Annotated in this window: 21 protein-coding genes; 13 read left to right on the top strand and 8 right to left on the bottom strand. The window is 64.6% G+C overall.

Annotation, left to right across the window (positions count from 1 at the left end; translation table 11 throughout):
* Nucleotides 1-41: 41 nt before the first annotated feature.
* Nucleotides 42-974 (bottom strand): LysR substrate-binding domain-containing protein, encoded by a 933-nt coding sequence (locus ACEN8U_RS22100; RefSeq protein ID WP_074764203.1) that lies wholly within the window; start codon nt 972-974, stop codon nt 42-44.
* 246 nt (nt 975-1,220) lie between these two features.
* On the opposite strand from ACEN8U_RS22100, the gene ACEN8U_RS22105 reads away from it, so the two are divergent.
* From ACEN8U_RS22105 to ACEN8U_RS22120, 4 genes are read left to right on the top strand one after another with little or no spacing between them, the layout of a single operon-like run.
* The gene (locus ACEN8U_RS22105) at nt 1,221-2,843 is read left to right on the top strand and encodes an ABC transporter ATP-binding protein (protein WP_310110169.1); all 1,623 of its coding nucleotides are present in this window, start codon (nt 1,221-1,223) and stop codon (nt 2,841-2,843) included.
* 46 nt (nt 2,844-2,889) lie between these two features.
* Nucleotides 2,890-3,996: an ABC transporter permease gene (locus tag ACEN8U_RS22110; protein ID WP_013588132.1), complete on the top strand. Its 1,107-nt coding sequence runs from the start codon at nt 2,890-2,892 to the stop codon at nt 3,994-3,996.
* Between the two features lie 48 nt (nt 3,997-4,044).
* Nucleotides 4,045-4,974, top strand: coding sequence for an ABC transporter permease (locus ACEN8U_RS22115; protein WP_310110170.1), 930 nt, complete (start codon nt 4,045-4,047; stop codon nt 4,972-4,974).
* A 57-nt stretch (nt 4,975-5,031) separates the two neighbouring features.
* Nucleotides 5,032-6,138 (top strand): BMP family ABC transporter substrate-binding protein, encoded by a 1,107-nt coding sequence (locus ACEN8U_RS22120; RefSeq protein ID WP_310110172.1) that lies wholly within the window; start codon nt 5,032-5,034, stop codon nt 6,136-6,138.
* Between the two features lie 148 nt (nt 6,139-6,286).
* Here ACEN8U_RS22120 and ACEN8U_RS22125 read toward each other — a convergent pair whose 3' ends face one another.
* Nucleotides 6,287-6,496: a dodecin gene (locus tag ACEN8U_RS22125; protein WP_006051763.1), complete on the bottom strand. Its 210-nt coding sequence runs from the start codon at nt 6,494-6,496 to the stop codon at nt 6,287-6,289.
* 201 nt (nt 6,497-6,697) lie between these two features.
* On the opposite strand from ACEN8U_RS22125, the gene ACEN8U_RS22130 reads away from it, so the two are divergent.
* The 5 genes from ACEN8U_RS22130 (at nt 6,698) to ACEN8U_RS22150 (ending at nt 13,152) form a co-directional block, all read left to right on the top strand.
* The gene (locus ACEN8U_RS22130) at nt 6,698-7,810 is read left to right on the top strand and encodes an NAD(P)-dependent oxidoreductase (RefSeq protein WP_413657568.1); all 1,113 of its coding nucleotides are present in this window, start codon (nt 6,698-6,700) and stop codon (nt 7,808-7,810) included.
* 97 nt (nt 7,811-7,907) lie between these two features.
* On the top strand, nt 7,908-9,500 hold the full coding sequence (locus tag ACEN8U_RS22135) for an ABC-F family ATPase (protein ID WP_013588136.1): 1,593 nt from the start codon (nt 7,908-7,910) through the stop codon (nt 9,498-9,500).
* A 169-nt stretch (nt 9,501-9,669) separates the two neighbouring features.
* Complete coding sequence (locus ACEN8U_RS22140) at nt 9,670-11,094, top strand: aldehyde dehydrogenase family protein (RefSeq protein WP_310110175.1); 1,425 nt, start codon at nt 9,670-9,672, stop codon at nt 11,092-11,094.
* A 129-nt stretch (nt 11,095-11,223) separates the two neighbouring features.
* Nucleotides 11,224-12,414 (top strand): nitronate monooxygenase family protein, encoded by a 1,191-nt coding sequence (locus ACEN8U_RS22145; RefSeq protein WP_310110177.1) that lies wholly within the window; start codon nt 11,224-11,226, stop codon nt 12,412-12,414.
* A 69-nt stretch (nt 12,415-12,483) separates the two neighbouring features.
* Nucleotides 12,484-13,152, top strand: coding sequence for an OmpW/AlkL family protein (locus tag ACEN8U_RS22150; protein WP_310110178.1), 669 nt, complete (start codon nt 12,484-12,486; stop codon nt 13,150-13,152).
* Between the two features lie 75 nt (nt 13,153-13,227).
* Here the strand turns inward: ACEN8U_RS22150 and ACEN8U_RS22155 are convergent, their stop codons facing one another.
* The 3 genes from ACEN8U_RS22155 to ACEN8U_RS22165 form a co-directional block, all read right to left on the bottom strand.
* Nucleotides 13,228-13,431, bottom strand: coding sequence for a DUF1289 domain-containing protein (locus ACEN8U_RS22155; RefSeq protein ID WP_310110180.1), 204 nt, complete (start codon nt 13,429-13,431; stop codon nt 13,228-13,230).
* A 95-nt stretch (nt 13,432-13,526) separates the two neighbouring features.
* A complete protein-coding gene (locus ACEN8U_RS22160) occupies nt 13,527-14,888 on the bottom strand; it encodes a phospholipase A (protein WP_310110181.1) in 1,362 nt (453 codons plus the stop codon).
* A gap of 113 nt (nt 14,889-15,001) precedes the next feature.
* Nucleotides 15,002-16,297 carry an Nramp family divalent metal transporter gene (locus tag ACEN8U_RS22165; RefSeq protein WP_310110183.1) on the bottom strand — a complete coding sequence of 432 codons (1,296 nt, stop codon included), beginning with the start codon at nt 16,295-16,297 and terminating at the stop codon, nt 15,002-15,004.
* Between the two features lie 595 nt (nt 16,298-16,892).
* On the opposite strand from ACEN8U_RS22165, the gene ACEN8U_RS22170 reads away from it, so the two are divergent.
* The 4 genes from ACEN8U_RS22170 to ACEN8U_RS22185 all read left to right on the top strand — a co-directional run bounded on the left by ACEN8U_RS22170 (nt 16,893) and on the right by ACEN8U_RS22185 (nt 20,996).
* Nucleotides 16,893-17,993 (top strand): polyamine ABC transporter substrate-binding protein, encoded by a 1,101-nt coding sequence (locus ACEN8U_RS22170; RefSeq protein WP_013588143.1) that lies wholly within the window; start codon nt 16,893-16,895, stop codon nt 17,991-17,993.
* A gap of 92 nt (nt 17,994-18,085) precedes the next feature.
* On the top strand, nt 18,086-19,252 hold the full coding sequence (locus ACEN8U_RS22175) for an ABC transporter ATP-binding protein (RefSeq protein ID WP_310110185.1): 1,167 nt from the start codon (nt 18,086-18,088) through the stop codon (nt 19,250-19,252).
* Nucleotides 19,249-20,178 carry an ABC transporter permease subunit gene (locus ACEN8U_RS22180; RefSeq protein WP_035479744.1) on the top strand — a complete coding sequence of 310 codons (930 nt, stop codon included), beginning with the start codon at nt 19,249-19,251 and terminating at the stop codon, nt 20,176-20,178. Before ACEN8U_RS22175 ends, ACEN8U_RS22180 begins: the two co-directional genes overlap by 4 nt.
* Nucleotides 20,178-20,996 carry an ABC transporter permease subunit gene (locus ACEN8U_RS22185; RefSeq protein WP_013588146.1) on the top strand — a complete coding sequence of 273 codons (819 nt, stop codon included), beginning with the start codon at nt 20,178-20,180 and terminating at the stop codon, nt 20,994-20,996. The genes ACEN8U_RS22180 and ACEN8U_RS22185 overlap by 1 nt, the downstream gene beginning before the upstream one ends.
* Before the next feature lie 64 nt (nt 20,997-21,060).
* Here ACEN8U_RS22185 and ACEN8U_RS22190 read toward each other — a convergent pair whose 3' ends face one another.
* From ACEN8U_RS22190 to ACEN8U_RS22200, 3 genes are all read right to left on the bottom strand, one after another.
* The gene (locus tag ACEN8U_RS22190) at nt 21,061-22,464 is read right to left on the bottom strand and encodes a methyl-accepting chemotaxis protein (RefSeq protein WP_310110186.1); all 1,404 of its coding nucleotides are present in this window, start codon (nt 22,462-22,464) and stop codon (nt 21,061-21,063) included.
* A gap of 364 nt (nt 22,465-22,828) precedes the next feature.
* Nucleotides 22,829-23,830, bottom strand: coding sequence for an alpha/beta hydrolase (locus ACEN8U_RS22195; RefSeq protein ID WP_310110187.1), 1,002 nt, complete (start codon nt 23,828-23,830; stop codon nt 22,829-22,831).
* 96 nt (nt 23,831-23,926) lie between these two features.
* Nucleotides 23,927-25,426, bottom strand: coding sequence for an NAD(P)/FAD-dependent oxidoreductase (locus ACEN8U_RS22200; protein ID WP_310110188.1), 1,500 nt, complete (start codon nt 25,424-25,426; stop codon nt 23,927-23,929).
* Between the last annotated feature and the right edge of the window lie 101 nt (nt 25,427-25,527).

The following is a 25,527-nucleotide window of genomic DNA, read 5'->3' on the forward strand; positions in this document are numbered from 1 at the left end:
GTTGCACGCACGCGCCCGCGGCGACGCCCGGCGCTGCGGCATCAAGGCTTGTCGATCAGCGTTTTGGTCGCTTCGGCGACGAGGCTGCGCAGCCAGCGCACCTCGTCCGAATAATGGACGCGCTCGTGCCAGAGCTGGTAGTACTGCATGGGCGGGAAGTCGAGCGGCGCGGGCACCACGGTGAGCGGCAGGAACTTCGCGTAGTAGTCGGCGAAAAGGCGCGTCGTCGTGAAGATCAGATCGGATTTGATCAGCACGTACGGCGCGAGATTGAAGTACGGCAGCGTGACGACCACGTGGCGTTTCAGGCGTTCGCGCGCGAGATGCACGTCGATCGCGCCGCGCTGGCCAACTGAATACGGAGTGGGCGCAAGATGCGGGGCGTTCAGGTACTGGTCGAGCGTGAGACCGCCGCGCTTGGCGAACGGGTGCGTGTTGCTCATCAGGCAGACAATCTGGTCGACGAACAGGTTGGACAGATGCAGCTGCTCGGGCGGCTCCGGCCAGTTGCCGACGACGATGTCGAGCTTGCCGTCCTCGAGCGCCAGTTCGTAGTCGAACGCGGGGCCGAGCGAATGAAATTCGAGCGTCGCGTTCGGCGCGGCCTGACGGAAGCGCTCGACCACCGTCGGTACGAACAGCACGTTGAGATAATCCGGGCAGCCGATCCGGTAGCAGCGGATCGACGTCGCCGGATCGAAGTTGTGTTGCTGGAACTTGATGCGTTCGATTTCCCGCAGCGCGTTCTGCACCGGCTCGAGCAGGCGCAGGCCGTATTCGGTCGGCACCATGCCCGACTTGCCGCGCACGAGCAGCGGGTCGCCGGTGATGTCGCGCAGGCGGCGCAGCGCGGCGCTGATCGCAGGCTGCGATTGATTAAGTTTGACGGCCGCGCGCGTGACGCTGCGCTCCATCAACAAGGTGTGCAAGACGCGTAAAAGATAGGTATCGATCGCCTCGCGTTGCTGACTCATGACTTCTCCGAAATATATGTTCTGGCTGATCGACGGGGTGGTGGGGTATATGCGTTTTAATATGAACGAAAAGCGGCGTCAAGGGAGGCATACCCGCAGAGCGTGCTGTGGCGGGGCTTTCCGCGAATTTTGTCGGCTCGACTGAGCGGGGCGAATTAGGTATTGTCATCCGGTTGTGGTGACGGATCGTCGGGTGCAACGCGACGAACGTACCCAACCGGCTTTACTGACGCATGACGGAATCACATGAGCGACTCTTCTTATAGCGACGGCGCTGCCGCGCAGCCGGCACGCGGGACGGCACCCCGGCCGGAACAGGCGGCGCCGCGGTTGATGCTCAAGGGCATCAGCAAACAATATCCGGCCGTGCGAGCCAACGACGACGTCACGCTGATCGTCGCGCCGGGCGAGATCCACGCGGTGCTCGGCGAAAACGGCGCGGGCAAGAGCACGCTGATGAAAATCATCTACGGCGCGGTGCGGCCGGACGCGGGCGAAATCCAGTGGGAAGGCGAGACGCTCGAGATCGCGAGCCCGGCGGCGGCGCGCAAGCTCGGCATCGGCATGGTGTTTCAGCACTTTTCGCTGTTCGAGACGCTCACGGTCGGGGAAAACATCGCGCTCGCGCTCGACGAGCCGTTCGACCTCAAGGCGCTTGCAAAACGCATCCGCGAAGTATCGGCCGATTACGGCCTCGAGATCGACCCGCAGCGCCACGTGCATAGCCTGACGGTCGGCGAACGCCAGCGTGTGGAGATCGTGCGCTGCCTGTTGCAGAACCCGCGTCTTCTCATCATGGACGAACCCACGTCCGTGCTCACGCCGCAGGCCGTGCGCAAGCTGTTCGCGACGCTGCGCCGCCTCGCCGCGGAAGGCTGCAGCATTCTGTACATCAGCCACAAGCTCGATGAGATTCAGGAACTGTGCGACACCGCGACGGTTATGCGCGGCGGCCGCGTGACCGGCCATGTAGAGCCGAAAGAGGAGACGCACGCGTCGCTCGCGCAACTCATGGTCGGCCATTCGCTGCCGGACTACACGCGCCGCGAGCACAATCCGGGCGAGGTGCTGCTCGACGTCAGGGCGTTGTCCGTGGCGAGCGACGACCCGTTCGGCACGTCGCTCGACAACGTCTCGTTTGCCGTGCACGCGGGCGAAATTTTCGGCATTGCCGGTGTATCGGGCAATGGCCAGGCGGAATTGCTGTCGGCGCTGTCTGGCGAAAAGCGCGGCGCGAGCCGGCAGCCGGCCGACGCCATCAGGATCTGCGGCAAGCCCGCGGGGCGCCTCGGCGCGGGCGCGCGGCGCGCGCTCGGCTTCGGCTTCGTGCCGGAAGAGCGGCTTGGCCGCGGCGCCGTGCCGGCGATGACGCTTTCCGAAAACGCGCTGCTGACCGCGCATCGTCAGAAGATGGTGAGCTCGGGCTGGATCAGGGCGGGCGCGATGCGCGCGTTTGCAAAGCGCTGCATCGACGCCTTCGACGTGCGTTGCGGCGGCGCCGAAGCGCTCGCACAGAGTCTGTCGGGCGGCAATCTGCAGAAGTACATCGTGGGCCGCGAGATTCTCCAGGCACCGAAGGTGCTGGTGGTCGCGCAGCCGACATGGGGCGTCGACGTCGGCGCCGCGGCCTTCATTCGCCAGCAGTTGCTGGATCTGTCGGCGCGCGGCGTGGCGATCCTCGTGATTTCCGAGGAACTGGAAGAGCTCTTCGACATCTGCGACCGCATCGCGGTGCTCGCGGGCGGCAGGCTTTCGCCGGTGCGCGCCACGGGCGCGACCAACGCCGAGGAAATCGGCCGCTGGATGGCGGGTCTCTTCGGCGGCCGCGAGGGCACGGCGCCTTCAGCCGGACATCCGGCGCACGTCTGAGCCCGCCGGCGCCCCGTACAAGAACCGGACAATAACCACGCTACCCATGATTCTTCCGTATCGACTCGAAGCGCGCACCACGCCGTCGCGCACCATGCAGCTCGCCGTGCCGCTGATCGCCGCGTTGCTGACGCTCGCCATCGGTTTCGCGATCTTCGGCCTCGTCGGCCGCGATCCGCTGCAGGCCATGCATGCGTTTTTCATCGAACCGCTGTCGAGCGTGAACGGCTGGTCGGAGCTTCTGCTGAAGGCTTCGCCGCTGTGCCTGATCGGCCTCGGCCTTGCAATCGGTTATCGCGCGAACGTCTGGAATATCGGCGCCGAAGGGCAGATGCTGCTCGGCGGCATTGCCGCAAGCGGCGTGGCGATCTATTTCGATCAGGCCACCGGCTGGTGGATCCTGTTTCTGATGATGCTGGCCGGCGTGATCGGCGGCATGGTGTGGGCGGCCATTCCCGCGCTGCTGAAAAGCCGTTTCAACACCAACGAAATTCTCGTGAGCCTGATGCTCACCTATGTGGCGACGCAGCTGCTGATCTATCTCGTGAGCGGCCCGTGGCGCGATCCGCAGGGCATGAACTTTCCGCTCTCGGAAATGTTCAGCGGCGACGCGCTCTATCCGACGCTTTACGGCGACTGGCACTGGAAGTGGCTGCGCGGCACGCGGCTGAACGCGTCCGTGTTCATCACCCTCATCGCGATCCCGCTCGTCTGGCTCTTCATGAGGAAGAGTTTCGCCGGCTACCGGATGAACGTCGGCGGTCTCGCGCCGCTCGCCGCGCGCTACGCGGGCTTCTCCGACAAGAAGACCATCTGGATGTCGCTTCTCATCAGCGGCGGACTCGCCGGTCTCGCCGGCATGGGCGAGATCGCCGGGCCGATCGGCCAGTTGCAGGCCACCTGGTCGCCGGGTTACGGCTTCACGGCGATCATCGTCGTGTTCGTGGGACGGCTGCATCCGCTCGGCATCGTGCTCGCGAGCCTGCTGATGGCGCTGTTGTATCTCGGCGGCGAGGCCGTGCAGACGTCGATGCAACTGCCGCAGGCGCTCTCGGGCGTGTTCCAGGGGCTCTTGCTGTTCTGCCTGCTCGGCGCCGACCTGTTCGTCAATTACCGCGTGCGCCGGCGCTCCGTGGCCGCGCAAGCGCACTGACCCGTTCACCGTTCGGCTCCTGCCGCTACCATTTAGCCGCCGCATTCCATGGATATTCAACAAGCCAGCGCGCTCACCTCGAGCGCCGTCACCGCCGCGATTCCGCTGATGTTCGCGGGCGCGGGCGAACTCGTCGCCGAAAAGTCGGGCGTCCTCAATCTCGGCGTGGAGGGCATGATGCTGATGGGCGCCGTAACCGGCTACGCGGTCACCGCGATCACCGGCAGCCCGTGGCTCGGCGTGCTGGCCGCCATCGGCGCGGGGCTCGCCATGTCGCTGCTGTTCGCGTTCCTCACGCTGACCATGCTCGCCAACCAGGTTGCCACGGGTCTCTCGCTGACCATCTTCGGCATCGGGCTCTCCGCGTACGTGGGCAAACCGTATACGTCGGCGGCCGTGCGCGCCAGCATCGACACGTGGGCCATTCCCGGCCTCTCGAAGATTCCGGTGCTCGGGCCGGCGCTCTTCAGTCTCACGCCGCTCGATTACCTCGCGTTCCTGATGTTCGCGGTGATCGGCTGGTTTCTGTATCGCACACGCGCGGGGCTCGTGCTGCGCTCGGTCGGCGAATCGCCGCAGGTCGCGCATTCGGTGGGCTTTCCGGTGGTCGGCGTGCGCTACGGCGCGGTCGCGTTCGGCGGCGGCATGGCGGGGCTCGCGGGCGGCTATTACTCGATCGTCAATCTGCACCTCTGGCAGGAACAGCTCACCTCGGGCCGCGGCTGGATCGCGCTCGCGCTCGTCGTGTTCGCGACGTGGCGCCCCGGGCGTCTGCTGATCGGCGCGCTGCTGTTCGGCGCGGTGACGGGCCTGCAGTTCTACGCGCAGGCGATCGGCGTGCCCGTGCCGACGCAGTTTCTCGCGATGCTGCCGTATGTCGCGACGGTCGTCGTGCTGGTGCTGATTTCACGCAACCCGAACACGATTCGCCTCAATGCGCCGGCGTCGCTCGGCAAGCCGTTTTTCTCGGCGGGCTGACGCGCCGCGTTCATGGCCACACGTTTCAATGACTGGATCAACACGACAGGAGAAAACATGAAGAAAAGAAATCTGCTGACCGCTTTCGCATGGGGCGCCGCCTCGCTCGCGCTGGCTGCCGCCGCTACCGCGCCGCTCGCGCAATCGGCGCAGGCCGCGGACGCGCCGGGCGTCGCGTTCGTCTATCTCGGCAATCCGGGCGATGCCGGCTGGACCTTCGCGCATGACCAGGGCTCGAAGGAAGCCGAAGCGAAGTTCGGCAACAAGATCAAGATCACGCGCGTCGAGAACGTGCCCGAATCGGCGGACTCCGAGCGCGTGTTCCGCGATCTGGCGAACAAGGGCAACAAGGTCATCATCGGGACGAGCTTCGGCTATCAGGACTTCGAGCTGAAAGTCGCGAAGGATTTCCCGGACACGGTCTTCCTGCACGCGACCGGCTACAAGAAGGCGCCGAACTTCGGTACCTACGACGTGCGCATGTATCAGGGCGCGTATCTGGCCGGCGTCGCCGCGGGCTATGTCACGAAGACGAACACGCTCGGCTTCGTCGCCTCCGTGCCGATTCCGGAAGTGGTGCGTAACATCAACGCGTACACGCTCGGCGCGCGCTCGGTGAATCCGAAGGTGCACACCAAGGTCATCTGGATCAACAGCTGGTTCGACCCGGGCAAGGAAAAGCAGGCCGCCGAAACGCTGATCGGGCAGGGCGCCGACGTGCTGCTGCAGAACACCGACTCCAGCGCGACGCTCGCCACCGCGTCCGAAAAGCACGTGCACGCGTTCGGCTGGGATTCGGACATGAAGAAGTTCGGCCCGAACGCGCATCTCGGCTCCGTGGTCGCGCACTGGGGCGTGTACTACGACGCGGCGATCCAGCAGGTGCTCGACGGCAAATGGAAGAACGATCCGGTGTGGTGGGGCATTCCGCAGAAAGCCGTCGATCTCGAAGATCTGAATAGCTCGGCGATTCCCGCCGACGCGCAGAAGAAGGTGGCCGCGAAGCGCGACGAACTTGCGGGCGGCAAGTGGGACGTGTTCTCCGGCCCGATCAAGGATCAGTCGGGCACGGTGAAGGTGCCGGCCGGCAAGACGCTGACCGATCCGGAACTGCAGCGTCTGAACTGGTACGTCGAAGGCGTGGACGGTTCGCTGCCGAAGTAAGCGGATAACACCTGGCGGGATCGTCTGCTCGCGCCTTGATGACGGAAGAGCTGCGTCCCTTTGTAGGGAAACGCAGCTCTTTTTGTCTGATTCGTGCGATGCGGCGATGCGGCGATGCGGCGATGCCGCGTGCCGCGCCCGGACGGCGTCAATCGTCGATGCGCAGGCCGACCTTGATCGTCACTTGCCAGTAAGCGACGCGGTCGTTTTCGATCTGGCCCCGCGTTTCCGTCACCTCGAACCAGTGCAGGTTGCGCAGCGTTTTCGACGCCTTGGCGATGGCCGTGCTGATGGCGTCGTCGATCGATTTCGTCGATGAGCCGGTCAGTTCGATCTGCTTGTAGACGTGGTCTGACATGAGGTTTCTCCTTTGATCTTCGTTGGCGTTCAGAAAGTATAGGAAACGCGGCCGCTAGCACACGGCCGCTGCATCAGCGCGTGATGTCGCACGCCGCATGCCCGCTATGTCCTTTATGTTCCGCATGGCCGGCATGCCCCGCCTCGCGCCGCGCCGTTATGATGTCCGTCCGATGCAATCTGAACGCGACGAGGTTCGAAAGTGGAAATTGGGTTTTGCGGTCCGGGTCTGATGGGTGCGCCGATGATCCGGCATCTGCTGCGCGCGGGGCACACGGTGCACGTGTGGAATCGCACGCGGGCGAAGGCGGAGGCGCTCGCGGCGGACGGCGCGAAGGTCGTCGATACGCCGCGCGAACTCGCCGGGCGCTGCGACGCGGTGCTGCTGTGTCTCGCGGATGCCGCGGCGGTCGAGCAAACCGTGTTCGGCCCGGCAGGGCTGCTTGATGCGGGCGGAGACCCCGCGCCGCGCCGGGTTCGCTGGATCGTCGATCATTCGAGCATTCCGCCTGCGGCGACGCGCGCGTTGGCGCGGCGGGCGGCGGAGTTGACTGGGGAAACGAGCGGAGAAACGAGCGGAGAAACGAGCGGAGAAACGAGCGGAGAATCGGCCGAAGAATCGGCGTTGCGCGCAGGCGCGGGCGCTGCCCCTGAAGCCGGCGCCGCGCGGGCCGCAACCGGGCGAGAAGCCACGGGTTCGGCAGCGCCGGCAGGGTCAGCAAGCTCAGCAGCGCCAGCGGACACCCCCGCCACAGCGGCCAACGCGCCGATCGGCTGGATCGACGCGCCGGTATCAGGCGGCGTGGCGGGCGCCGTGGCCGGCACGCTCGCGGTGATGGCGGGCGGCGCCGCGGCCGATGTCGAGGCCGTCACGCCCTTGCTCGCCGCCTACGCCGCCCGCGTGACGCACATGGGCGACGTCGGCGCGGGCCAGACCGCCAAGCTCTGCAATCAGACGATCGTCACCGCGACCATCGCGGCGATTGCCGAGGCGGTGAGCCTTGCCGCGCGCAGCGGCATCGACGCCGCGAGGCTTCCCGAAGCGCTCGCGGGCGGTTGGGCCGATTCGGTGCTGCTGCAAAGCTTCGTGCCGCGCATGACGCAAGGCGGCTTTGCGCCGATCGGCGCGCTGCGCACGTTCCAGAAGGACGTCGATACCGTCGCCGCCACGGCCTATGAGACCGGCACGCCGATGCCGGTTGCATCGACGGTGCAGCAGTTGTTGCGGCTCGGCGCCGCCATGGGACTGGGCGAGGCCGATTTTTCGGCGTTTATCGACATTCTGCAGACGCGGCGCGGCGACGCCCGCCGGTAGCGCGCCGCGCGGCAGGTTGGATCGGCGCCGGGTTGAATTCCGGAAACCTGCTAAAATATTGGGTTTTTCGCCGATATCACATTCAAAGGGACGCGCCGTGCTGTCTACTGCCAATATCACCATGCAATTCGGGCCGAAGCCCCTCTTCGAGAACATCTCGGTCAAATTCGGGGAAGGGAACCGCTATGGCCTGATCGGTGCGAACGGCTGCGGTAAATCCACCTTCATGAAAATTCTCGGTGGCGACCTGGAGCCGAGCTCGGGCAACGTCATGCTGGAGCCGAACGTGCGCCTCGGCAAATTGCGCCAGGACCAGTTCGCGTATGAAGACGTGCGCGTGCTCGACGTCGTGATGATGGGCCACACCGAAATGTGGGCCGCCATGACCGAGCGCGACGCGATCTACGCGAACCCCGACGCGACCGACGACGACTACATGCACGCCGCCGAGCTCGAAGCGAAGTTCGCGGAGTACGACGGCTACACGGCCGAAGCGCGCGCGGGCGAACTGCTGCTCGGTATCGGCATTGCCATTGAAGATCACAACGGGCCCATGAGCAACGTCGCGCCGGGCTGGAAACTGCGCGTGCTGCTCGCGCAGGCACTGTTCTCGAAGCCGGACGTGCTGTTGCTCGACGAACCGACCAACAACCTGGACATCAACTCGATCCGTTGGCTGGAAGACGTGCTGAACCAGTACAACTCGACGATGATCATCATTTCGCACGATCGTCACTTTCTGAACCAGGTCTGCACGCACATGGCGGACATGGACTACGGCACGCTGAAGGTCTACCCGGGCAACTACGACGACTACATGCTCGCGAGCACGCAGGCGCGCGAGCGTCAGCAGGCCGCGAACGCCAAGGCGAAGGAGCGCGTGGCCGACCTGCAGGACTTCGTGCGCCGCTTCTCGGCGAACAAGTCGAAGGCGCGCCAGGCCACCAGCCGTCTGAAGATGATCGACAAGATCAAGATCGAGGAATTCAAGCCGTCGTCGCGGCAGAATCCGTTTATCCGCTTTGAGTTCGAGAAGAAGCTGCACAACATTGCGGTGGTCGCGGAAAGCATCTCGAAGAAGTACGAGCGCACCATCTTCAACAACTTCAGCATTAGCGTGCAGCCGGGCGAGCGCATTGCGATCATCGGCGAAAACGGCGCGGGCAAGACCACGCTGCTGCGCTCGCTGCTTGGCAATCTGCAGCTCGATCACGGCACGGTGAAGTGGGCGGAAAACGCAAACATCGGCTACATGCCGCAGGACACCTACGAGGAGTTTCCCGACGACGTCACGCTGATGGAATGGATCGACGCCTACCGCAAGGAAGGCGACGACGAGCAGATGGTGCGCGGCACGCTCGGCCGGCTGCTCTTCAATGCCGACGACATCCGCAAATCGGTGAAAGTGCTCTCGGGCGGCGAGAAGGGCCGCATGATCTGGGGCAAGCTCATGCTCGGCCGCCACAACGTGCTGATGATGGACGAGCCGACCAATCACATGGATATGGAATCCATCGAGTCGCTGCAGATCGCGCTCGACAAGTTCGAAGGCACGCTGATTTTCGTCTCGCACGACCGCGAGTTCGTGAGCGGTCTGGCCAACCGGATCATCGAAGTGAAGACGGACGGCACGCTGAACGACTTCGGCGGCAATTACGAGGACTTTCTGGCGAGCCAGGGGGTGCAGTAAAGCCCGCCCGCCTGGCGCAGACAGGTCCGTGGCTCGGAACGCAAAGCCCGCTTCGTCGAAGCGGGCTTTTTTCGTTCAGCCGGCCTCGCGCCCGCCGGCGCCCCCGAAATCCCTTAGTCCCCGCGCTGGTTAGAATAGAACCACCATCATCCGAAGCCAGGGCCGAATCATGAAGACCTACGACACCCTCTACATCGACGGCAAATGGATCGCGCCCTGCGGCACGGGCACGATCGACGTGATCGATTCCGGCACCGAGGAGCTCATGGGGCGCATCCCCGAAGGCGTCGAGGCGGATGCCGAAAGCGCGATTGCCGCGGCGCGCGTGGCCTTCGACGGCTGGGCCGCGACGCCCGCTGCTACGCGCGGCGAGTATCTCAAACGCATCGCGGCCAATCTGCAAGCGCGCACCGAGGAACTGGCCGCGCTCATCGCCGGCGAAGTCGGTATGCCGCTCAAGCTCGCGCGCGCAATCCAGGTGGGCAGTCCCGTCTATAACTGGAACGCGTACGCCAGGCTTGCCGGGAGCTTCGAATTCGAGGAGCGCGTGGGCAATTCGCTCGTCGTGCGCGAGCCGGTCGGCGTGGTCGCGGCGATCACGCCCTGGAACTATCCGCTCAACCAGATCACGCTGAAGGTCGCCGCGGCGCTCGCGGCCGGCTGCACGGTCGTGCTCAAGCCCTCGGAGATCGCGCCGCTCAATGCGTTCGTCCTCGCCGAGGCGATTCACGAAGCCGGGCTGCCCGCCGGCGTATTCAATCTCGTCAGCGGTTACGGGCCGGTGGTCGGCGAAATCCTGGCGAGCCATCCATCGGTCGACATGGTGTCGTTCACCGGCTCGACGCGCGCCGGCAAACGCGTGTCCGAACTGGCGGCCGCGACGATCAAGCGGGTCGCGCTCGAACTGGGCGGCAAGTCGGCGTCGGTCATTCTAGACGACGCCGATTTCGCCGCCGCCGTCAAAGGCACCGTCAGCGCGTGCTTCCTCAACTCCGGGCAGACGTGCTCCGCGCACACACGCATGCTGGTGCCCGAAGCGCGCTACGACGAAGCGCGTGCGCTCGCGAAACAGGCGGCCGAAAGCTACACACCGGGTGATCCGCGCGACGAAAAAACGCGCCTTGGACCGTTGGCGTCGGCGGCGCAGCAGGCGCGCGTGCAGCAGTACATTGCGAAGGGTATCGAGGAGGGCGCCGAGCTCGTGACAGGCGGCGCGGGACTGCCGGACGGCGTGACCAAAGGCTTCTTCGTCAAGCCGACGGTGTTCGGCCGCGTGCATCCGAAAGCCACCATCGCGCAAGAGGAAATCTTCGGCCCTGTGCTGTCCATTCTCACCTACAAGGACGAAGAAGAAGCGATTCGGATTGCCAACGATTCGCTGTATGGACTCGGCGGCGCGGTATGGGCCGGCAGCGACGAGCGCGCGCAGCGCGTCGCGCGCCGCATGCGCACGGGCCAGGTCGACATCAACGGCGGCGCGTGGAATATGGCCGCGCCGTTCGGCGGCTTCAAGCAGTCGGGCTTTGGACGCGAGAACGGCGTCTACGGCCTCGAGGAATATCTCGAACTCAAGTCGATGCAATTCAAAGTCTGATCAGCATGACCGGCGTCAAGTGCGACCCAGACGCGGCGCCTGCATTCGCCAGCCGGTTGACCTGACGCAACCCCGGCTGCGCCCGACGGACGATGATCCACGCTTTGCCAATCGTTCGTCGGGTCAGCCATGCTCCATTCACATTCGTTCTCCCCACTCGTTATTCGCGGCCGCTCGCTACTGCCGATCGTGCAGGGCGGCATGGGCGTCGGTGTCTCCGCACACCGGCTTGCCGGCAGCGTCGCGCGCGAGGGCGCGCTCGGCACCATCGCCAGCATCGACCTGCGGCATCACCATCCGGATCTCGTTGAACGCTGCCGCCAGTCGCCCGAACGCGCCACGCTGGACGAGGCGAATCTGACGGCCCTCGCGCGCGAAATCCATGCGGCGAAGACACTCAGCGAAGGCCGCGGCATGATCGCCGTCAACGTGATGAAGGCGGTCAGCGCGCAGGCGGATTACGTGCGCGTCGCCTGCGAAAGCGGCGCGGACGCGATCGTGATGGGCGCAGGCTTGCCGCTCGATCTGCCGGAGATGACGCAAGGCCACGACATCGCGCTGATTCCGATCCTGTCGGATAGCCGCGGCGTCTCACTCGTGCTGAAGAAGTGGATGAAGAAAGGCCGTTTGCCCGACGCGGTCGTGATCGAACACCCCGCGCATGCGGGCGGGCATCTCGGCGTGAGCAACATCGCGGACATGAACGACCCGCGCTTCGACTTCATGCGCATTCTCGAGGAACTGGACGCCGTGTTTGTCTCGCTCGGACTCGATCGCCGGGACGTGCCGTTGATTCTCGCGGGCGGCATCAATAGCCACGAGGCCGTGCGCAGGCTGCTCGACGCCGGCGCGAACGGCGTGCAGCTGGGCACACCGTTCGCCGTGACCGAGGAGGGCGATGCGCACCCGAACTTCAAGCGCGTGCTGGCTGAGGCAGCGCCGGAAGACATCGTCGAATTCGTCAGCGTGACCGGCTTGCCGGCGCGTGCCGTGAAAACGCCGTGGCTCACGCGCTATTTGCGGCACGAGGCGCGGATTCGCGAGAAGGTCGGCGCGCTCAGGCATGCGTGCCCGACCGCACTCGAGTGCCTGAGCGTGTGCGGCTGGCGCGACGGCGTGGAGAAGTTCGGTCACTTCTGCATCGACACGCGGCTTGCCGCGGCGCTGCGCGGCGACGTGGCAAACGGCCTCTTTTTCCGCGGCAAGGAAGCGCTGCCGTTCGGCACAGCCATTCGCAGCGTGCACGACCTGATCGAACTGCTGCTGACCGGCGCGATGCGACCGGCTGTCGCAGGGCGCTGGGCGTTCTCGCTCGGTTGATGGGCGTCAAACGGCCGCCCGGCCGGAGCTTCGACAATCCACGCACATCACCACTATTCGGGGAAGCAAATGAAACTCTTGCTCAGCAACACAGTCAGGGCTGCCGTTGCGGCATCGGCCATGTTCTGCGCGGCCGCGTTGACGACTGAGGTACATGCCGAGGCGAATGCCGCCGGCGACGACGCGATGAGCGGCATTCACGCCGGCGACGTGCTCGTGCGTCTGCGCGCGATCAGCATCATGCCGAGCGTCTCGACGACAGGCGCGCTGTCGACGCTGAACACCGACGTGAGCAACGCGACCGTGCCCGAGCTGGATCTGACCTACATGATCCGCGATTACCTCGGCGTCGAACTGATTCTCGCGACTTCGCGGCATCAGCTGACGTCGAGCATCGGCGGGTTGGGCGGCGTGAATGTGCTGCCGCCGACCTTGCTGCTGCAATATCACTTCAATCACGCCGGGCGCGTGCGTCCCTACGTCGGCGCGGGGATGAACTACACGTTGTTCTACAACAACGGCCTGCACGCGGGCGGGCAGCCGGTGTCCATCCGCAATCACAGCTTCGGTCCGGCGTTGCAGGCGGGCGTCGACGTTCAGGTCACGAAGACGCTGTTCGTCAACGCGGACATCAAGAAAATATGGATGCACACGGACGCGTCGCTCGGCGGCCAGCCGCTTGGCCGCGTGAGCATCGATCCGGTGGTGGTGGGGCTCGGCGTCGGTATGCGCTTCTGACGACGCCGGCCAGCGCATGAAGTAGGCCTGCAGGCGGCTGTGCCGGGACGTCTGAGGCGACGCCCGGCGAATCTCTCACAACCTGTCGTTCTGAAAGCGCATGGCCGTGCCTTCCTGCTCGATGCGCGTCCATACGACGCGCTTTTCTTCGTCGCTCATGAACACCCAGTTGGACACTTCGCCGGCCGTGCGGCCGCAGCCCTTGCAGACTTCGTCGAAAAGGGTCGAGCACACGCCGATGCAGGGGCTGTCGGGAAGAGCATGAAGATTGGAAGCCATCGGAAACCTTGCAGCAGGAAAGCGGAGTTCCGCTATGTTAACCGATACGCGGCGCGAGCCCAGGTGCGCCGAGCCGCGCACTCGCCCCCGCCACTTCATCGCGCAATGCTGTAACCGATCCGCGCCATCCAGTGCTGACGGTTGTTGTAGTCGAGCAGATCCTCGCCGTAGCCGTTGAAATAGCCGATCCACAGATAGCCGCCCCACGCGCTGCCGATCAGCTTCGCGAGCGGATAGGTGAACTGCGTGTCGACGCTGCCGTACCAGTGCTTCGTGCCCTTGCGCAGCGTGGTGGCGAGTTGCCAGCCGTCCGGGCTGCCGTATTTGACGAGCAGGTCGACGTAGCCGCGATAGGCCGCAATATCGGGGTTGTTCTTTGTGCCGAAGTAGTAGTAGATCTTTGGCGACACCGTCAGATGGTTCGCCGTCAGATCGCCGAATTCCCACGTGGGGCGAATAAAGGGCATGTTGATGCTGCGCGAATCGTTTCCGCCTTTGCCGTTCGATTCATGCGCGACGCCGGCGGCGAACCCCATCCTCCTGAAGAACGGGCTGCGCCAGCCTGTGTCCGGCACGTAATAGAACAGCTGCGGCGAGTACGTCGTGTCGCGAAACGGCCGCGAGGCCGCGGAGAGGTCCCATACCGACGTCTGCGTATAGGCGAAGTACAGGTTGTCGGTGAACGCTTTGGAGCGCAGGTCGTCCGGAATACGCAGGCGATACTTGAAGCTCAACTGCAGCCGCGCATTCGTGTCGCCGTTGTGGCCGGCGGCAAAGTACATCGGCTCGTAGTAGGAGAGGTGAGCGAACACGCCGCGTCCGGTCGTCGACAGCGAGTCGCCGGGCGGCGCGATCGCGTCGCCCGAGGGGCCGTCGAGCACGGCGGCCGTCGCCGCGGCCTGCGCGGGCGTGCTCGCGTGTGCTTCGCTGCGCTCGGCCTGGGCGATCGCGTCCTGGTCGGGGCCGCGGTTGATGACGACGAGCGCGGGCGAAGCGTCGAAACCCAGCGGGTCAATGCGCACTTCGCCGCGCGCCGCGTCCGGCCAGGGCGCCGTAAAGCGCACCTTGCGGAACTGGCCCGGCCGCAGACGCAGCGTGTCGGGCACGCCCGCCTCGCGTGCGAGTTCGAGCGGCCGCGGGGATTGTTCGCCGCCGCTCAGGTTCACGCGCAAGGTGTGCGGCACGGTGACGGTGAGCGGAGTGGCGTCGTCGGCGGAATAGAGCAGTGTGAGCTGCAGCGGCTCGTTGGCGGCGGCGATGCGCGCCGGCTGCAGCAGCGCGACCGTGGCGGCCGCGTCGCCTGAGTGCGCGCTCAACAAGGCCAGCGCCGCGAGAGCGCCCGCGAGTCTGCCGCGGCCGACGCGCCGGGGCGCGCGGCGTTGCGTCATGAAGGCGCGGTCGGTGAAGCGATTGGGTGAAGCAACAAGAAGCGCGAGGCAGACGGAAACAGGAGGCATGGGCTGTCGTCCAGGGCGAGGGCGCGCGAGCGAAACGGCGCGAGGCTTGTAGGGCTGCGGGGTGCACGGCAACCACGGGCGAACGGGTCGCCGCCGCCGTGCGAGTGCGCGTATCAACTGCCGAACGCCACCTGCCACAGCAGCGCGCCGTTGAGCAGGATGATGAAGCCCGCCGCCAGCCACGCCAGCACGAGCGGCACGCCGTGCACGCGCCAGCCGCGCATCAGCCGGGCATCGGATGCATAGCGGATCAGCGGCACGACGGCGAGCGGCAATTGCAGGCTCAGCACGACCTGGCTTGCGACCAGCAACTGGTTGGAGCCTTCCTGGCCGAACATCGTCACCGCGACGAGCGCCGGTCCGATTGCGAGCGCGCGGGTGAGCAGCGCGCGCTTCCAGCGCGGCAGACGCAGTTGCAAAAAGCCCTCCATCACCGCCTGGCCCGCCAGCGTCCCCGTGACGGTCGCGCTGAGGCCGCACGCGAGCAGAGCGGCCGCGAACAGGATGCCCGCCCAGCGCGTGCCGAGGAGCGGCGCGATCAGACGATGGGCGTCCGCGAGATCCGTGACGTCGCGGTGGCCGCTCGAGTAAAACACCGCCGCCGCGACGATCAGCAGTGCCGCATTGATCACGAAAGCAAACAGAAGGGAACCGATGGTGTCGATATTGACGACATGCAGCGCGGCCCGGATCTGCGCGTCGCTGTGGTCCGGCGCATGGTGCTTGACGAGCGACGAGTGCAGATAGAGGTTGTGCGGCATCACCGTCGCGCCGACGATGCCCGCCGCCAGCCACAGCATGCCCGCGTTGCGCACCAGCGCGCCGCTCGGCGCGGTACCGGCGAGCGCTGCGTGCCAGTCGGGCCGCGCGAGCGCCAGTTCGATCACGAAGCACAGGCCGACGAAGCCGATCAGCGAGGCGATGACCGCTTCCAGCTTGCGGCCGCCTTTCTGCTGGAGCGCGAGCAGCGCGAACGTGCAGACCGCCGACATCAGGACGCCCACCGTCAGCGATACGCCGAGGAGCAACTGCAACGCGACGGCGCTGCCGACCACCTCGGCGACGTCGCAGGCGATGATCGCCACTTCGCTCGTCAGCCACAAAAAGACCGTGCGGCGCCGCCCGGAACGCTCCCGGCAAACCTGCGCGAGGTCGCGCCCGGTGACGACGCCAAGCCGCGACGACAGCCATTGCAGCAGCATCGCCATCAGGCTCGACAGCACCACCATGCCCAGCAGTTGATAGCCGTAGCCGGCGCCCGCGCCGAGCGCCGTCGCCCAATTGCCGGGATCGATATAGCCGACGGCGATGAGCGCGCCCGCGCCGACGAACGAGAACCAGTGCGCGGGGCCTCTTTCGGGCAGACGTCGACGGCGGTTTGGGCGCAGCGCGAACGGATTCGTGTTCATGAATGCCTGAGGTCAAGGACGGCCTGATTTCGCAAGGCTTGTGCCCGGTGGGACGGTTGACGGCCGGCCAACGTGCCGGCGTCAGGCGGCGGGCGATATTGGGCTGCAGTTTGCCCGGCGGCGGCAGACGGTTGCCGGCGAGCCTGAACCGGCCAACCGAGCCGACCGAGCCCACGAAGCCCACGCCCGCGGCCCACGCCGCCGCACTCGCTGTCAGCTATTGTGCTCCGTCGTCCGGCTTCGCGCCGGCTCGCGATCCGCGCGCGAAGCTTGCTGCAAGCCTCCATCGGGCCAGCCCGCGCCCGACACTCGATGTCCACCGAACAGCCGGCCAACGCGCCGCCCTGCCGGCGCCCGGCCCGCCGGGGTTTTTTTCAGGTAGACACGCGCCGATAACCCGCTAAAATTGCGCCCATTTTCCGGCGGCGCGGCTTGCGCTGTACCGTTTGCGCGACAGTGCGGCATTTTTTTTGGTCCGCGCAATAATTAATGGTAGTTTTCGGGTTTTTCAGGGGAGCCGCAGGCGCAGCATCGGCGCTGCATCGCGGCGTGCGTGAGGACGGCCGGCTCGGACCGGTCTGGATCGGAGAACGGAATGAAAAGACGGGTAGTGGGGCAAGTGGCTGCGCTGGTCTTGTGCGCGGCGCCGTGGCTGACGGCGGCAGCGAAAGACACGCAGCTCAACGTGTATAACTGGTCCGATTACATCGCCAAGGACACCATTCCGAACTTCACCAAGCAGACCGGCGTTCAGGTCAAGTACGACAACTACGACAGCGACGACACGCTGCAAGCCAAGCTTCTGACAGGCAATTCCGGTTACGACATCGTCGTGCCGACCAGCAATTACGCCGGCAAGCAGATCGCGGCCGGCATTTTCGCGCCGCTCGACAAGTCGAAGCTGCCCAACCTCAAATATCTGGACCCGTCGCTGATGGCGCTCGTCGCCGGCGCGGATCCGGGCAACAAGTTCACGGTGCCCTGGGCCTACGGCACGACCGGGCTCGGCTACAACGTCACGAAAGCGCAGCAGATCCTCGGCAAGAACGTGCCGCTCGATAACTGGGACATTCTCTTCAAGCCGGAAAACATCTCGAAGCTGAAGGCCTGTGGCGTCTCCGTGCTGGACGCGCCGGACCAGATGTTCGCCGCCGCGCTGCACTACATCGGCAAGGACCCGATGAGCACGAACCCGGCCGACTATCGCGCCGCGCTTGCCATGCTGAAGAAAATCCGTCCGTATATCACGCAGTTCAACTCGTCGGGCTATATCAACGATCTGGTCGGCGGCGACGTGTGCTTCGCCTACGGCTGGTCGGGCGACGTCGTGATCGCGAAACATCGCGCACTCGAAGCGAAGAAGCCCTACAAGATTGAGTATTACATTCCGAAGGGCGGCGCCCCTGTGTGGTTCGACGTGATGGCGATTCCGAAGGACGCGAAGAACAAGGAAGCCGCGCTCGAGTGGATCAACTACATTGAAACGCCGCAAGTGCATGCCGCGATCACCAATGCCGTCTACTATCCGAGCGCGAACCTCGAAGCGCGCAAATACGTGGACAAGGACGTCGCGAACGATCCGGCCGTGTATCCGCCGCAAGACGTCATCAAGACGCTGTTCCTGTTGAAGCCGCTGCCGCCCGAAGTGCAACGGCTGCAGACGCGGCTCTGGACCGAGTTCAAGTCCGGCCGCTGACCGCGGCCGGAATGAACGGGTCGGCATCATCAAGAAGCCCTCGGTTGTTCACCGGGGGCTTTGTTCGTCAAACGCCGGAGTAATGCATTGTGATGAGTAGTGAGCAGTCGGGCGCGCTGGACCGGACGGCCGTGCCGCCCGCCGGCAGCAACGCCGCGGTCAGCGACGCAGCCGACAATTTCGTGCAGGTTGTCGACGTCGTGAAGAAGTTCGGCGAAACCGTGGCGGTGAAAGGGGTCAATCTGTCGGTGAAGAAGGGCGAGCTGTTCGCGCTGCTCGGCAGTTCCGGCTGCGGCAAGTCGACCTTGCTGCGCATGCTGGCCGGGCTCGAAACCGTGACCTCGGGCAAGATCCTGATCGACGGCGAGGACCTCGCGCAACTGCCGCCGTATCGGCGGCCGGTCAATATGATGTTCCAGTCGTACGCGCTTTTCCCGCACATGACGGTCGAGTCGAACGTCGCGTTCGGTTTGAAGCAGGAGGGCGTGCCGAAGGCCGAATTGAAGGAGCGCGTGCAGACGGCGCTCGAGCTCGTGCAGATGGGCCGTTTCGCGAAGCGCAAGCCGCATCAGCTCTCCGGCGGCCAGCAGCAGCGCGTCGCGCTCGCGCGCTCGCTGGTGAAGCGGCCCAAGCTGCTGCTGCTCGACGAACCCATGTCCGCGCTCGACAAGCAGATCCGTCAGCGCACGCAGATCGAACTGGTGAACATTCTCGACAAGGTTGGCGTGACCTGCATCATGGTGACGCACGATCAGGAAGAAGCGATGACGATGGCGAGCCGCCTCGCGGTCATGAGCGAAGGCGAGATCGTGCAGCTCGGCACGCCGCACGAAGTCTATGAGTATCCGAACAGCCGCTTCTCGGCGGAGTTCATCGGCTCGACGAATCTGTTCGAAGGCCATACGGTCGAGGACGAGCCCGATCACGTGTTCATCGAAACGTCCGATCTGACCTGCCGGCTCTATGTGAGCCACGGCATTACCGGTCCGCTCGGCATGCCGGTGACCATTTCCGTGCGGCCCGAGCGCATCGCGCTCACGCGCAAGCCGCCCGAAGGCGCGTTTAACTGGGGCAAAGGCGTCGTCTCCAACATCGCGTACATGGGCGGCTACTCGCTCTATCACGTGAAGCTCGACGGCGGCAAGACCGTGATCGCCAACGTGACGAGCCTTGCCCTCACCGAAATCGATCCGCCGACGTGGGGCGACGAGGTATATGTGCGCTGGAGCGCATCGGCCGGCGTGGTGCTGACGTCATGAGGCGCGCGTTCAATTCGTGGCTCGACTGGCCCGTGCGGCGCTTCAACCTGAGCGGGCGCACTGCGGTGGTGGCCGGTCCTTTCGTCTGGCTGCTGCTGTTTTTTCTGGTGCCGTTCCTGCTGGTCGTCAAGATCAGCTTTGCCGATTTGCAGCTTGGCATTCCGCCGTACACGGAGCTGACGAATTTCGCGGACGGCGCGCTCAGCATCAAGCTCGATCTGTCGCATTACGCGTTTCTCGTCACGGACAGCCTGTATTTCGCGACCTATGTGAATTCGGTCGTGGTGGCGGCGATTTCGACGCTGCTGTGCCTGCTGATCGGTTATCCGATGGCGTATTACATCGCGCGTTCGAATCCGGCGCGCCGTAATCTGCTGATGATGGCCGTCATGCTGCCGTTCTGGACGTCGTTCCTGATTCGCGTGTACGCGTGGATCGGCATTCTGAAGAACAACGGACTGCTGAATAATTTTCTCATGTCGGTGGGGCTGATTCATTCGCCGATCGAGCTGTATCACACGAATACCGCCGTTTATATCGGCATGGTGTATTCATACTTGCCGTTTCTCGTCATGCCGCTCTACGCGCATCTCGTGAAAATGGACATGACCCTGCTGGAAGCCGCTTACGACCTCGGCGCAAAGCCGTGGAAAGCGTTCTGGCAGATCACCTTGCCGCTTTCGAAGAACGGCATTATCGCCGGTTGTCTGCTGGTATTCATTCCGGCGGTGGGCGAGTACGTGATTCCGGAATTGCTCGGCGGCGCGAATACACTGATGATCGGCCGCGTCATGTGGAACGAGTTCTTCGATAACGCCGATTGGCCGATGGCTTCGGCCGTGACGTGTGCGATGGTGCTGTTGCTGTTGGTGCCGATGGCGTTTTTCCAGTACGCGCAGGCGAAGGCGATGGAGGAAAGACGCTGATGAAGCCGAACCGTATTCTGCAGTTCACCGCCCTGGCATTGGGCTTTCTGTTTCTGTATGTGCCGATTGTCAGCCTGATCGTCTATTCGTTCAACGAATCGCAGCTCGTTACCGTCTGGACGCGCTTTTCGACGCGCTGGTATGCGGCATTGCTGCACGACGACGAACTGATCGCCGCCGCGTGGCTTTCGTTGAGGGTGGCGGTGCTGACGGCGTTTGCGTCGGTGATTATCGGCACATGGGCGGGTTTCGTGCTCGCGCGCATGGGGCGTTTTCGCGGTTTCACGCTGTATACCGGCATGATCAACGCGCCGCTTGTGATTCCCGAAGTGATTCAGGGCATATCGCTGCTGTTGCTGTTCATCGAAATGGCCAAGTGGCTCGGCTGGCCGGCAGGGCGTGGCATTTTCACGATCTGGATCGGCCACGTGATGCTGTGCATTTCGTATGTGGCGATTATCGTGCAATCGCGCGTGAAGGAATTGCATCCTTCGCTCGAGGAAGCCGCGCTCGATCTCGGCGCGACGCCGCTGCGCGTCTTTTTCTCGATCACCTTGCCGTTGATTTCCCAGGCGCTCGTGTCGGGGTGGCTGCTGTCTTTTACCCTGTCGATCGACGATCTGGTGTTGTCCGCCTTCCTGTCCGGGCCTGGATCGACGACATTGCCGCTGGTGGTGTTCTCGCGCGTCAGGTTGGGCTTGAATCCTGAGATGAACGCGTTGGCCACCTTGTTCATTGCGGTGGTGACTGTCGGAGTCATCGCGGTGAATTACTTCATGCAGCGGGCCGAGAGAAAAAAGATGGGCGTGATGGCGTGAGTTCCCGGTGGCCTTTCCTCGATGCCCGCGCTGCAATCGGGGAAAGGCCCAGGGTTGGCAATGCTTAAACCCGGTAGCCGATTCTGACGCCGCCCCAATGCCGCCCCTGCACAAAAATCGGCGCGGACGCATCCTTCATCAAAACAAACTCTCCGCCGCCCATATCGCGGCGATATGTTTGCAGCAGAAACTTCTTGGTATGCGAGCCGGCGGCAAGCCCGGTGCGGTCGTTGAATAGGCGCCGGTTGCGGCAATTGGCCATATTCCATACCACATCGTCACGCTGCGGCAACGAGAACTTCAGATTGTGCGTCGGCAGATAACCGCGCACGTCGATCGCGGCGCAGAATGCGACTCGCGGATCCAGGTTCAATAACGGCTCCTGAATCGCCGGCAGCACGCGGTCGGTGAAAGCCGTGAAGCGCGTCATGAACTGCGGCGGATTGCTGCCCAGCACAGGCACATAGTGTTGATCGAAGAGATCCTCGAGCGAAATCTCGCCGCGCGCGACGGCCGCCTCGAACGCCTTGCTCACCGCCGCTGCCGCATCCTGCACGGCCTCGATAAAACGCGTGTCCGCGGTTTCCACGCCCGCCGCCGCGGTCAGCTCGATCAGGGTCTCCGAGACGCCGAGCAGATTGCCGAGCCGATCTTTGGCCTGCACGAAGTTTTCACTCGAATCTTCGACGCCGCTCGCCATGTCCAGCACCTGCGCCTCGAGTCCGCCGCATTGCGTCTCGATCTCGCCGGTCAGCGCGGCAATCTGCTCGGCCTCGTTGTTCAGATGCGCGATGGCGTCGCCCGTTGCATGCACGACCTCGCCGATCTTGCGCGTGCCCTCGCGCACCCGATGCGCCCGCTCCGTGTTCACCGAACCTTCGTTGATCAGCTGCTCGGTCTGCTGCGTAAGCTGCGCGAGCGTCGTCTCGATCTGGCCCGTCGCCTGTGCGGTTTTCGCCGACAGGTTCTTCACCTCGGCCGCCACCACGGCGAAGCTGCGCCCGGATTCGCCGGCGCGTGCGGCTTCGATCGCCGCATTCAGCGCGAGCAGATGGGTTTGCCGCGCGATCAGCGAGATTTCCTCGGAGACACGGCTGACATGGGCCAGCGCGCTGCGCAGTGCGCCGATCTGACTTTCGATCACCGTCACGCCTTCCACCAGCCCGTGGATGTCGGCGAGCGACGCCTCCAGCGTCTCCTGCGACGCTTCTACGCCGGTCGCCGCTTGCGCCGATACGTCACGCATGCCGCGCGCGGCGGTGGCTATCCGGTGATTGCCCGCGAGCGTCTGAGCGGCCGACTCGCGCAGCGCGCGGCACACCTGCGCCTGATGCTGGACGCGCGCGGCGACTTCATCCACGTGGCCTGACACATCGCAGATTTCGATACCCAGTTTGCCCGCCTGCGCGGCGATATCGCCGACGACCCCTTGTGAACGGGCCGGCCGCCGAAAGCTGAAACGCGACATGAACGTCTCCTTGATGACGCTAGCAACGCTGCCGCAGCGCACTCGTCGTGCGCGAACACAGCGTCTTCTCGATGCGTTTACGGCTCGCTTTCGGCCGACTTGATACGGGGTATCCCGCAGTCGTTATCATGTGCGCTCCGGCGCCGCGGCCGGCCTGAAGAGGCGGCCCGCCGCGGCCTTTCCCGAGCAACGGTAACGATGATCGAATCTTTCGCGCGCGTTTCGGGCTGGCAACAGCTCTATCATTTGTGGCAGCTGATCGTCATGCTCTGCCAATTTCTCTGGGGCCTGCTGCGGTTTCTCGGAGGCGGCGGCTAGCGCCGCTCTTGACGCCACAAGACCCAGTTCGCGCCAGCGCGCGCCTTCATCCCGCCAGAGCAGGAACAGCGGTTTTCCCGGCGTCCGCGCTGAGAAAGGCGCGCAGGTCGGCGAGCACGCGCTCGGGTGCTTCCTCCATCGGAATATGGCCGAGGCCCGGGTACATGACCGACTTCGAGCCGGGAATGCGCTGCGTGAATTCAGCGCCATGCGCGGGCGGAATCCAGCGGTCCTGCGCGCCCCACAGCACGAGCGTCGGGACCGTCAGCGTGCTGAGCACAGTCGTATCGAGTTCGGCGAAGTCGAGCGTCGGCACCATCTTGCCGATCGCGGCGCGCGTGCCTTCGCCGTGAAAGAACTCGACGTAGCGCCGCAACGTGAGCGCGTCGATTTTGCGCGGATCGCCATACACGTTGCGCACCGCGCTTTTGATGATCGCCTCGGGCAGCCAGCGCGGCGAACTCGCGCGCACCAGCGCGCTGTTGAAGAGGCCGATATAGATGGGAAGCCGCATCGGAAAACCCGCCGAGTCGATCAGCACGAGCCGCTCGACGGCCTCGCGGTGCCTTACCGCGTAGTCCCACGAAATGAGCCCGCCGAGCGAATTGCCGATGAAGGTTGCTCGCGCAATGCCGAGCGCCTGCAAGAAGGTGTCGATGAAACGCCGGTAGGTCGGCAGGTTCATCGTTTCGATCGCGCCCGTGCTGGAGCGCAGCGGACCTGTCACGCCGAACGGCGGCAGATCGAGACGGATCACGCGGTAGGCGTGCTTGAGCTCATCCGCGACACGGTCCCATGTGTGCAGCGACGACGCGAAACCGTGAATCATCACGATGATGCCGCCGCCCTGATCGCTGCCTTCGTCGACGTAATGCACGTCGGCGCCCATGATGCGGATGAATTTCGAGCCGCTTTGCGCATAGCGCCGCCGCAATTCGTCGCGCGGTACGCTCGTGATGCCGAGCCGCGCGGCGAGCGGGCGGCGTGGCAGCGGGGCAGTGGAGCCCGGTCCGGAGATATTCGACGACCGACATTCGATGCTTGCCATGTTTTTGTCTCCCTTGTTATTTGAATCGGACTCCTGATAGACATGCAAGTGGGCGCGAAACCGGGCCACTCGAAATCGGCACCTCCGGCCGCCCTATCAAGGCAAAAAGCGATAGTCGCCCGGCCGCGCGCGGCGAGTTCGTTTGCGAAAGCTGAACGTGAATCCCGGCCATAGCGCGGTGACTTTGCCGCTTTGCGTCTGATACCAGCTATGGCAACCGCTCGACCACACCGAGCGCCGCATGTCCTGTTGCAGGCGCGCGTTGTAGTCGCGCTGCACGTCGGGCCGCAGGTTCATCGCGCGCGCGTTGCGCTCGCGCAGCACGCGCAGGCAATCGGCGATGTACTGCACTTGCGACTCGATCATGTAGATCATCGAGTTGTGGCCGAGCCCCGTGTTCGGCCCGACGATCATGAAGAAGTTGGGAAAGTCGGCAACGCTCACGCCGAGGTACGCTTCCGGGCCGTCGCGCAGCCACAGCGCGCCGAGGTCCGCGCCGCCGACGCCCGTCACCTCGAACGGTGCGCGCACGTCGTTGACCTGAAAGCCGGTGCCGCAAATGATCGCATCCACGGCATGGTGCACGCCGTCTTCGGTAACGATGCCGTCCATGACGATTTCGCGGATGCCCGTCGTGATGACATTCACATTGGGTTCGACCAGCGCGCGATAGTAGTTGCTCGACAGCAGCACCCGTTTGCAGCCGAGGCGGTAGTTCGGCGTGAGCTTGGCGCGCAGCTCCGGGTCTGTCACGCGCCGGCGCAGATAGCTCGTGCACAGCTTCATCGGCCGCTTCATGAGTTGTGGAGTCCTGATGAATGCAATGGCCTGTGACTCGAGCCTCCAGTAGGTCGCGCTGCGCATGAACCGCTGCGTGAGCGGCAGGTGCTCGAATAGCCAGCGCGCGCGCGGGCCGATAGGTTTGTCCGGCTTCGGCATGATCCACGGCGCCGTACGCTGGAACAGATTGAGTCGCGCGACCTGCGGCTGGATTTGCGGCACGAACTGGATTGCGCTCGCACCCGTGCCGATGACGGCGACGCGCTTGCCTTCCAGCGAATACGTGTGGTCCCAGCGCGCGGAATGGAAGAGCTTGCCTTTGAAGCTGTCGAGCCCCGGAATGCGCGGCATCGCAGGGCGCGACAGCGGACCGCTCGCGCCGATCAACACGTCGGCTTCGATGTGCTCGCGCGCCCCGCCCGCATCGAGCTCGACTTGCCACACATGACGCGCTTCGTCAAAGCGCGCGGCCACCACGCGCGTATTGCAACGCACGTACGCGTCCACGCCGTACTTGCGGGCGCAATGTTTCAGGTAAGCCAGAATTTCGGCCTGTCCGCTGAACACGCGCGACCACGCCGGGTTCGGTTCGAATGAAAACGAATAAAGATGCGAGGGCACGTCGCAACCGGCGCCCGGATAAGTATTGTCGCGCCACGTACCGCCGATATCCGCGGCGGCTTCATAGATCGTGAAGGACGTGATGCCCATTTTTTGCAGCCGCACGGCCATGCCGATGCCCGAGAAGCCGCTTCCCACGATCGCGATGCGCGGCGTGACGGCTTGGTAGGATGCGGCGGATAAGGCGGATGTCACGTCGGTCTCCTGCAAAGGGTTCGGGCGCGATCGGCGCGCACGGCAGGCAGCGTAGCCGTCGACGGTAGCCGCTCAAACGTAACGCGCAGAGTAGACAACTG

This window comes from Paraburkholderia phenoliruptrix, assembly GCF_047325075.1.
Classification (GTDB): Bacteria; Pseudomonadota; Gammaproteobacteria; order Burkholderiales; family Burkholderiaceae; genus Paraburkholderia; species Paraburkholderia phenoliruptrix.

Bases quoted from the DNA above. Each gene is read 5' to 3' on its own strand.
- ACEN8U_RS22125 (WP_006051763.1), bottom strand. From the start codon at position 6,496: ATGTCAGACCACGTCTACAAGCAGATCGAACTGACCGGCTCATCGACG.
- ACEN8U_RS22150 (WP_310110178.1), top strand. From the start codon at position 12,484: ATGAAACTCTTGCTCAGCAACACAGTCAGGGCTGCCGTTGCGGCATCG.
- ACEN8U_RS22110 (WP_013588132.1), top strand. From the start codon at position 2,890: ATGATTCTTCCGTATCGACTCGAAGCGCGCACCACGCCGTCGCGCACC.
- ACEN8U_RS22155 (WP_310110180.1), bottom strand. From the start codon at position 13,431: ATGGCTTCCAATCTTCATGCTCTTCCCGACAGCCCCTGCATCGGCGTG.
- ACEN8U_RS22140 (WP_310110175.1), top strand. From the start codon at position 9,670: ATGAAGACCTACGACACCCTCTACATCGACGGCAAATGGATCGCGCCC.
- ACEN8U_RS22100 (WP_074764203.1), bottom strand. From the start codon at position 974: ATGAGTCAGCAACGCGAGGCGATCGATACCTATCTTTTACGCGTCTTG.
- ACEN8U_RS22175 (WP_310110185.1), top strand. From the start codon at position 18,086: ATGAGTAGTGAGCAGTCGGGCGCGCTGGACCGGACGGCCGTGCCGCCC.
- ACEN8U_RS22105 (WP_310110169.1), top strand. From the start codon at position 1,221: ATGAGCGACTCTTCTTATAGCGACGGCGCTGCCGCGCAGCCGGCACGC.
- ACEN8U_RS22165 (WP_310110183.1), bottom strand. From the start codon at position 16,297: ATGAACACGAATCCGTTCGCGCTGCGCCCAAACCGCCGTCGACGTCTG.
- ACEN8U_RS22185 (WP_013588146.1), top strand. From the start codon at position 20,178: ATGAAGCCGAACCGTATTCTGCAGTTCACCGCCCTGGCATTGGGCTTT.
- ACEN8U_RS22190 (WP_310110186.1), bottom strand. From the start codon at position 22,464: ATGTCGCGTTTCAGCTTTCGGCGGCCGGCCCGTTCACAAGGGGTCGTC.
- ACEN8U_RS22195 (WP_310110187.1), bottom strand. From the start codon at position 23,830: ATGGCAAGCATCGAATGTCGGTCGTCGAATATCTCCGGACCGGGCTCC.
- ACEN8U_RS22145 (WP_310110177.1), top strand. From the start codon at position 11,224: ATGCTCCATTCACATTCGTTCTCCCCACTCGTTATTCGCGGCCGCTCG.
- ACEN8U_RS22170 (WP_013588143.1), top strand. From the start codon at position 16,893: ATGAAAAGACGGGTAGTGGGGCAAGTGGCTGCGCTGGTCTTGTGCGCG.
- ACEN8U_RS22120 (WP_310110172.1), top strand. From the start codon at position 5,032: ATGAAGAAAAGAAATCTGCTGACCGCTTTCGCATGGGGCGCCGCCTCG.
- ACEN8U_RS22115 (WP_310110170.1), top strand. From the start codon at position 4,045: ATGGATATTCAACAAGCCAGCGCGCTCACCTCGAGCGCCGTCACCGCC.
- ACEN8U_RS22180 (WP_035479744.1), top strand. From the start codon at position 19,249: ATGAGGCGCGCGTTCAATTCGTGGCTCGACTGGCCCGTGCGGCGCTTC.
- ACEN8U_RS22160 (WP_310110181.1), bottom strand. From the start codon at position 14,888: ATGCCTCCTGTTTCCGTCTGCCTCGCGCTTCTTGTTGCTTCACCCAAT.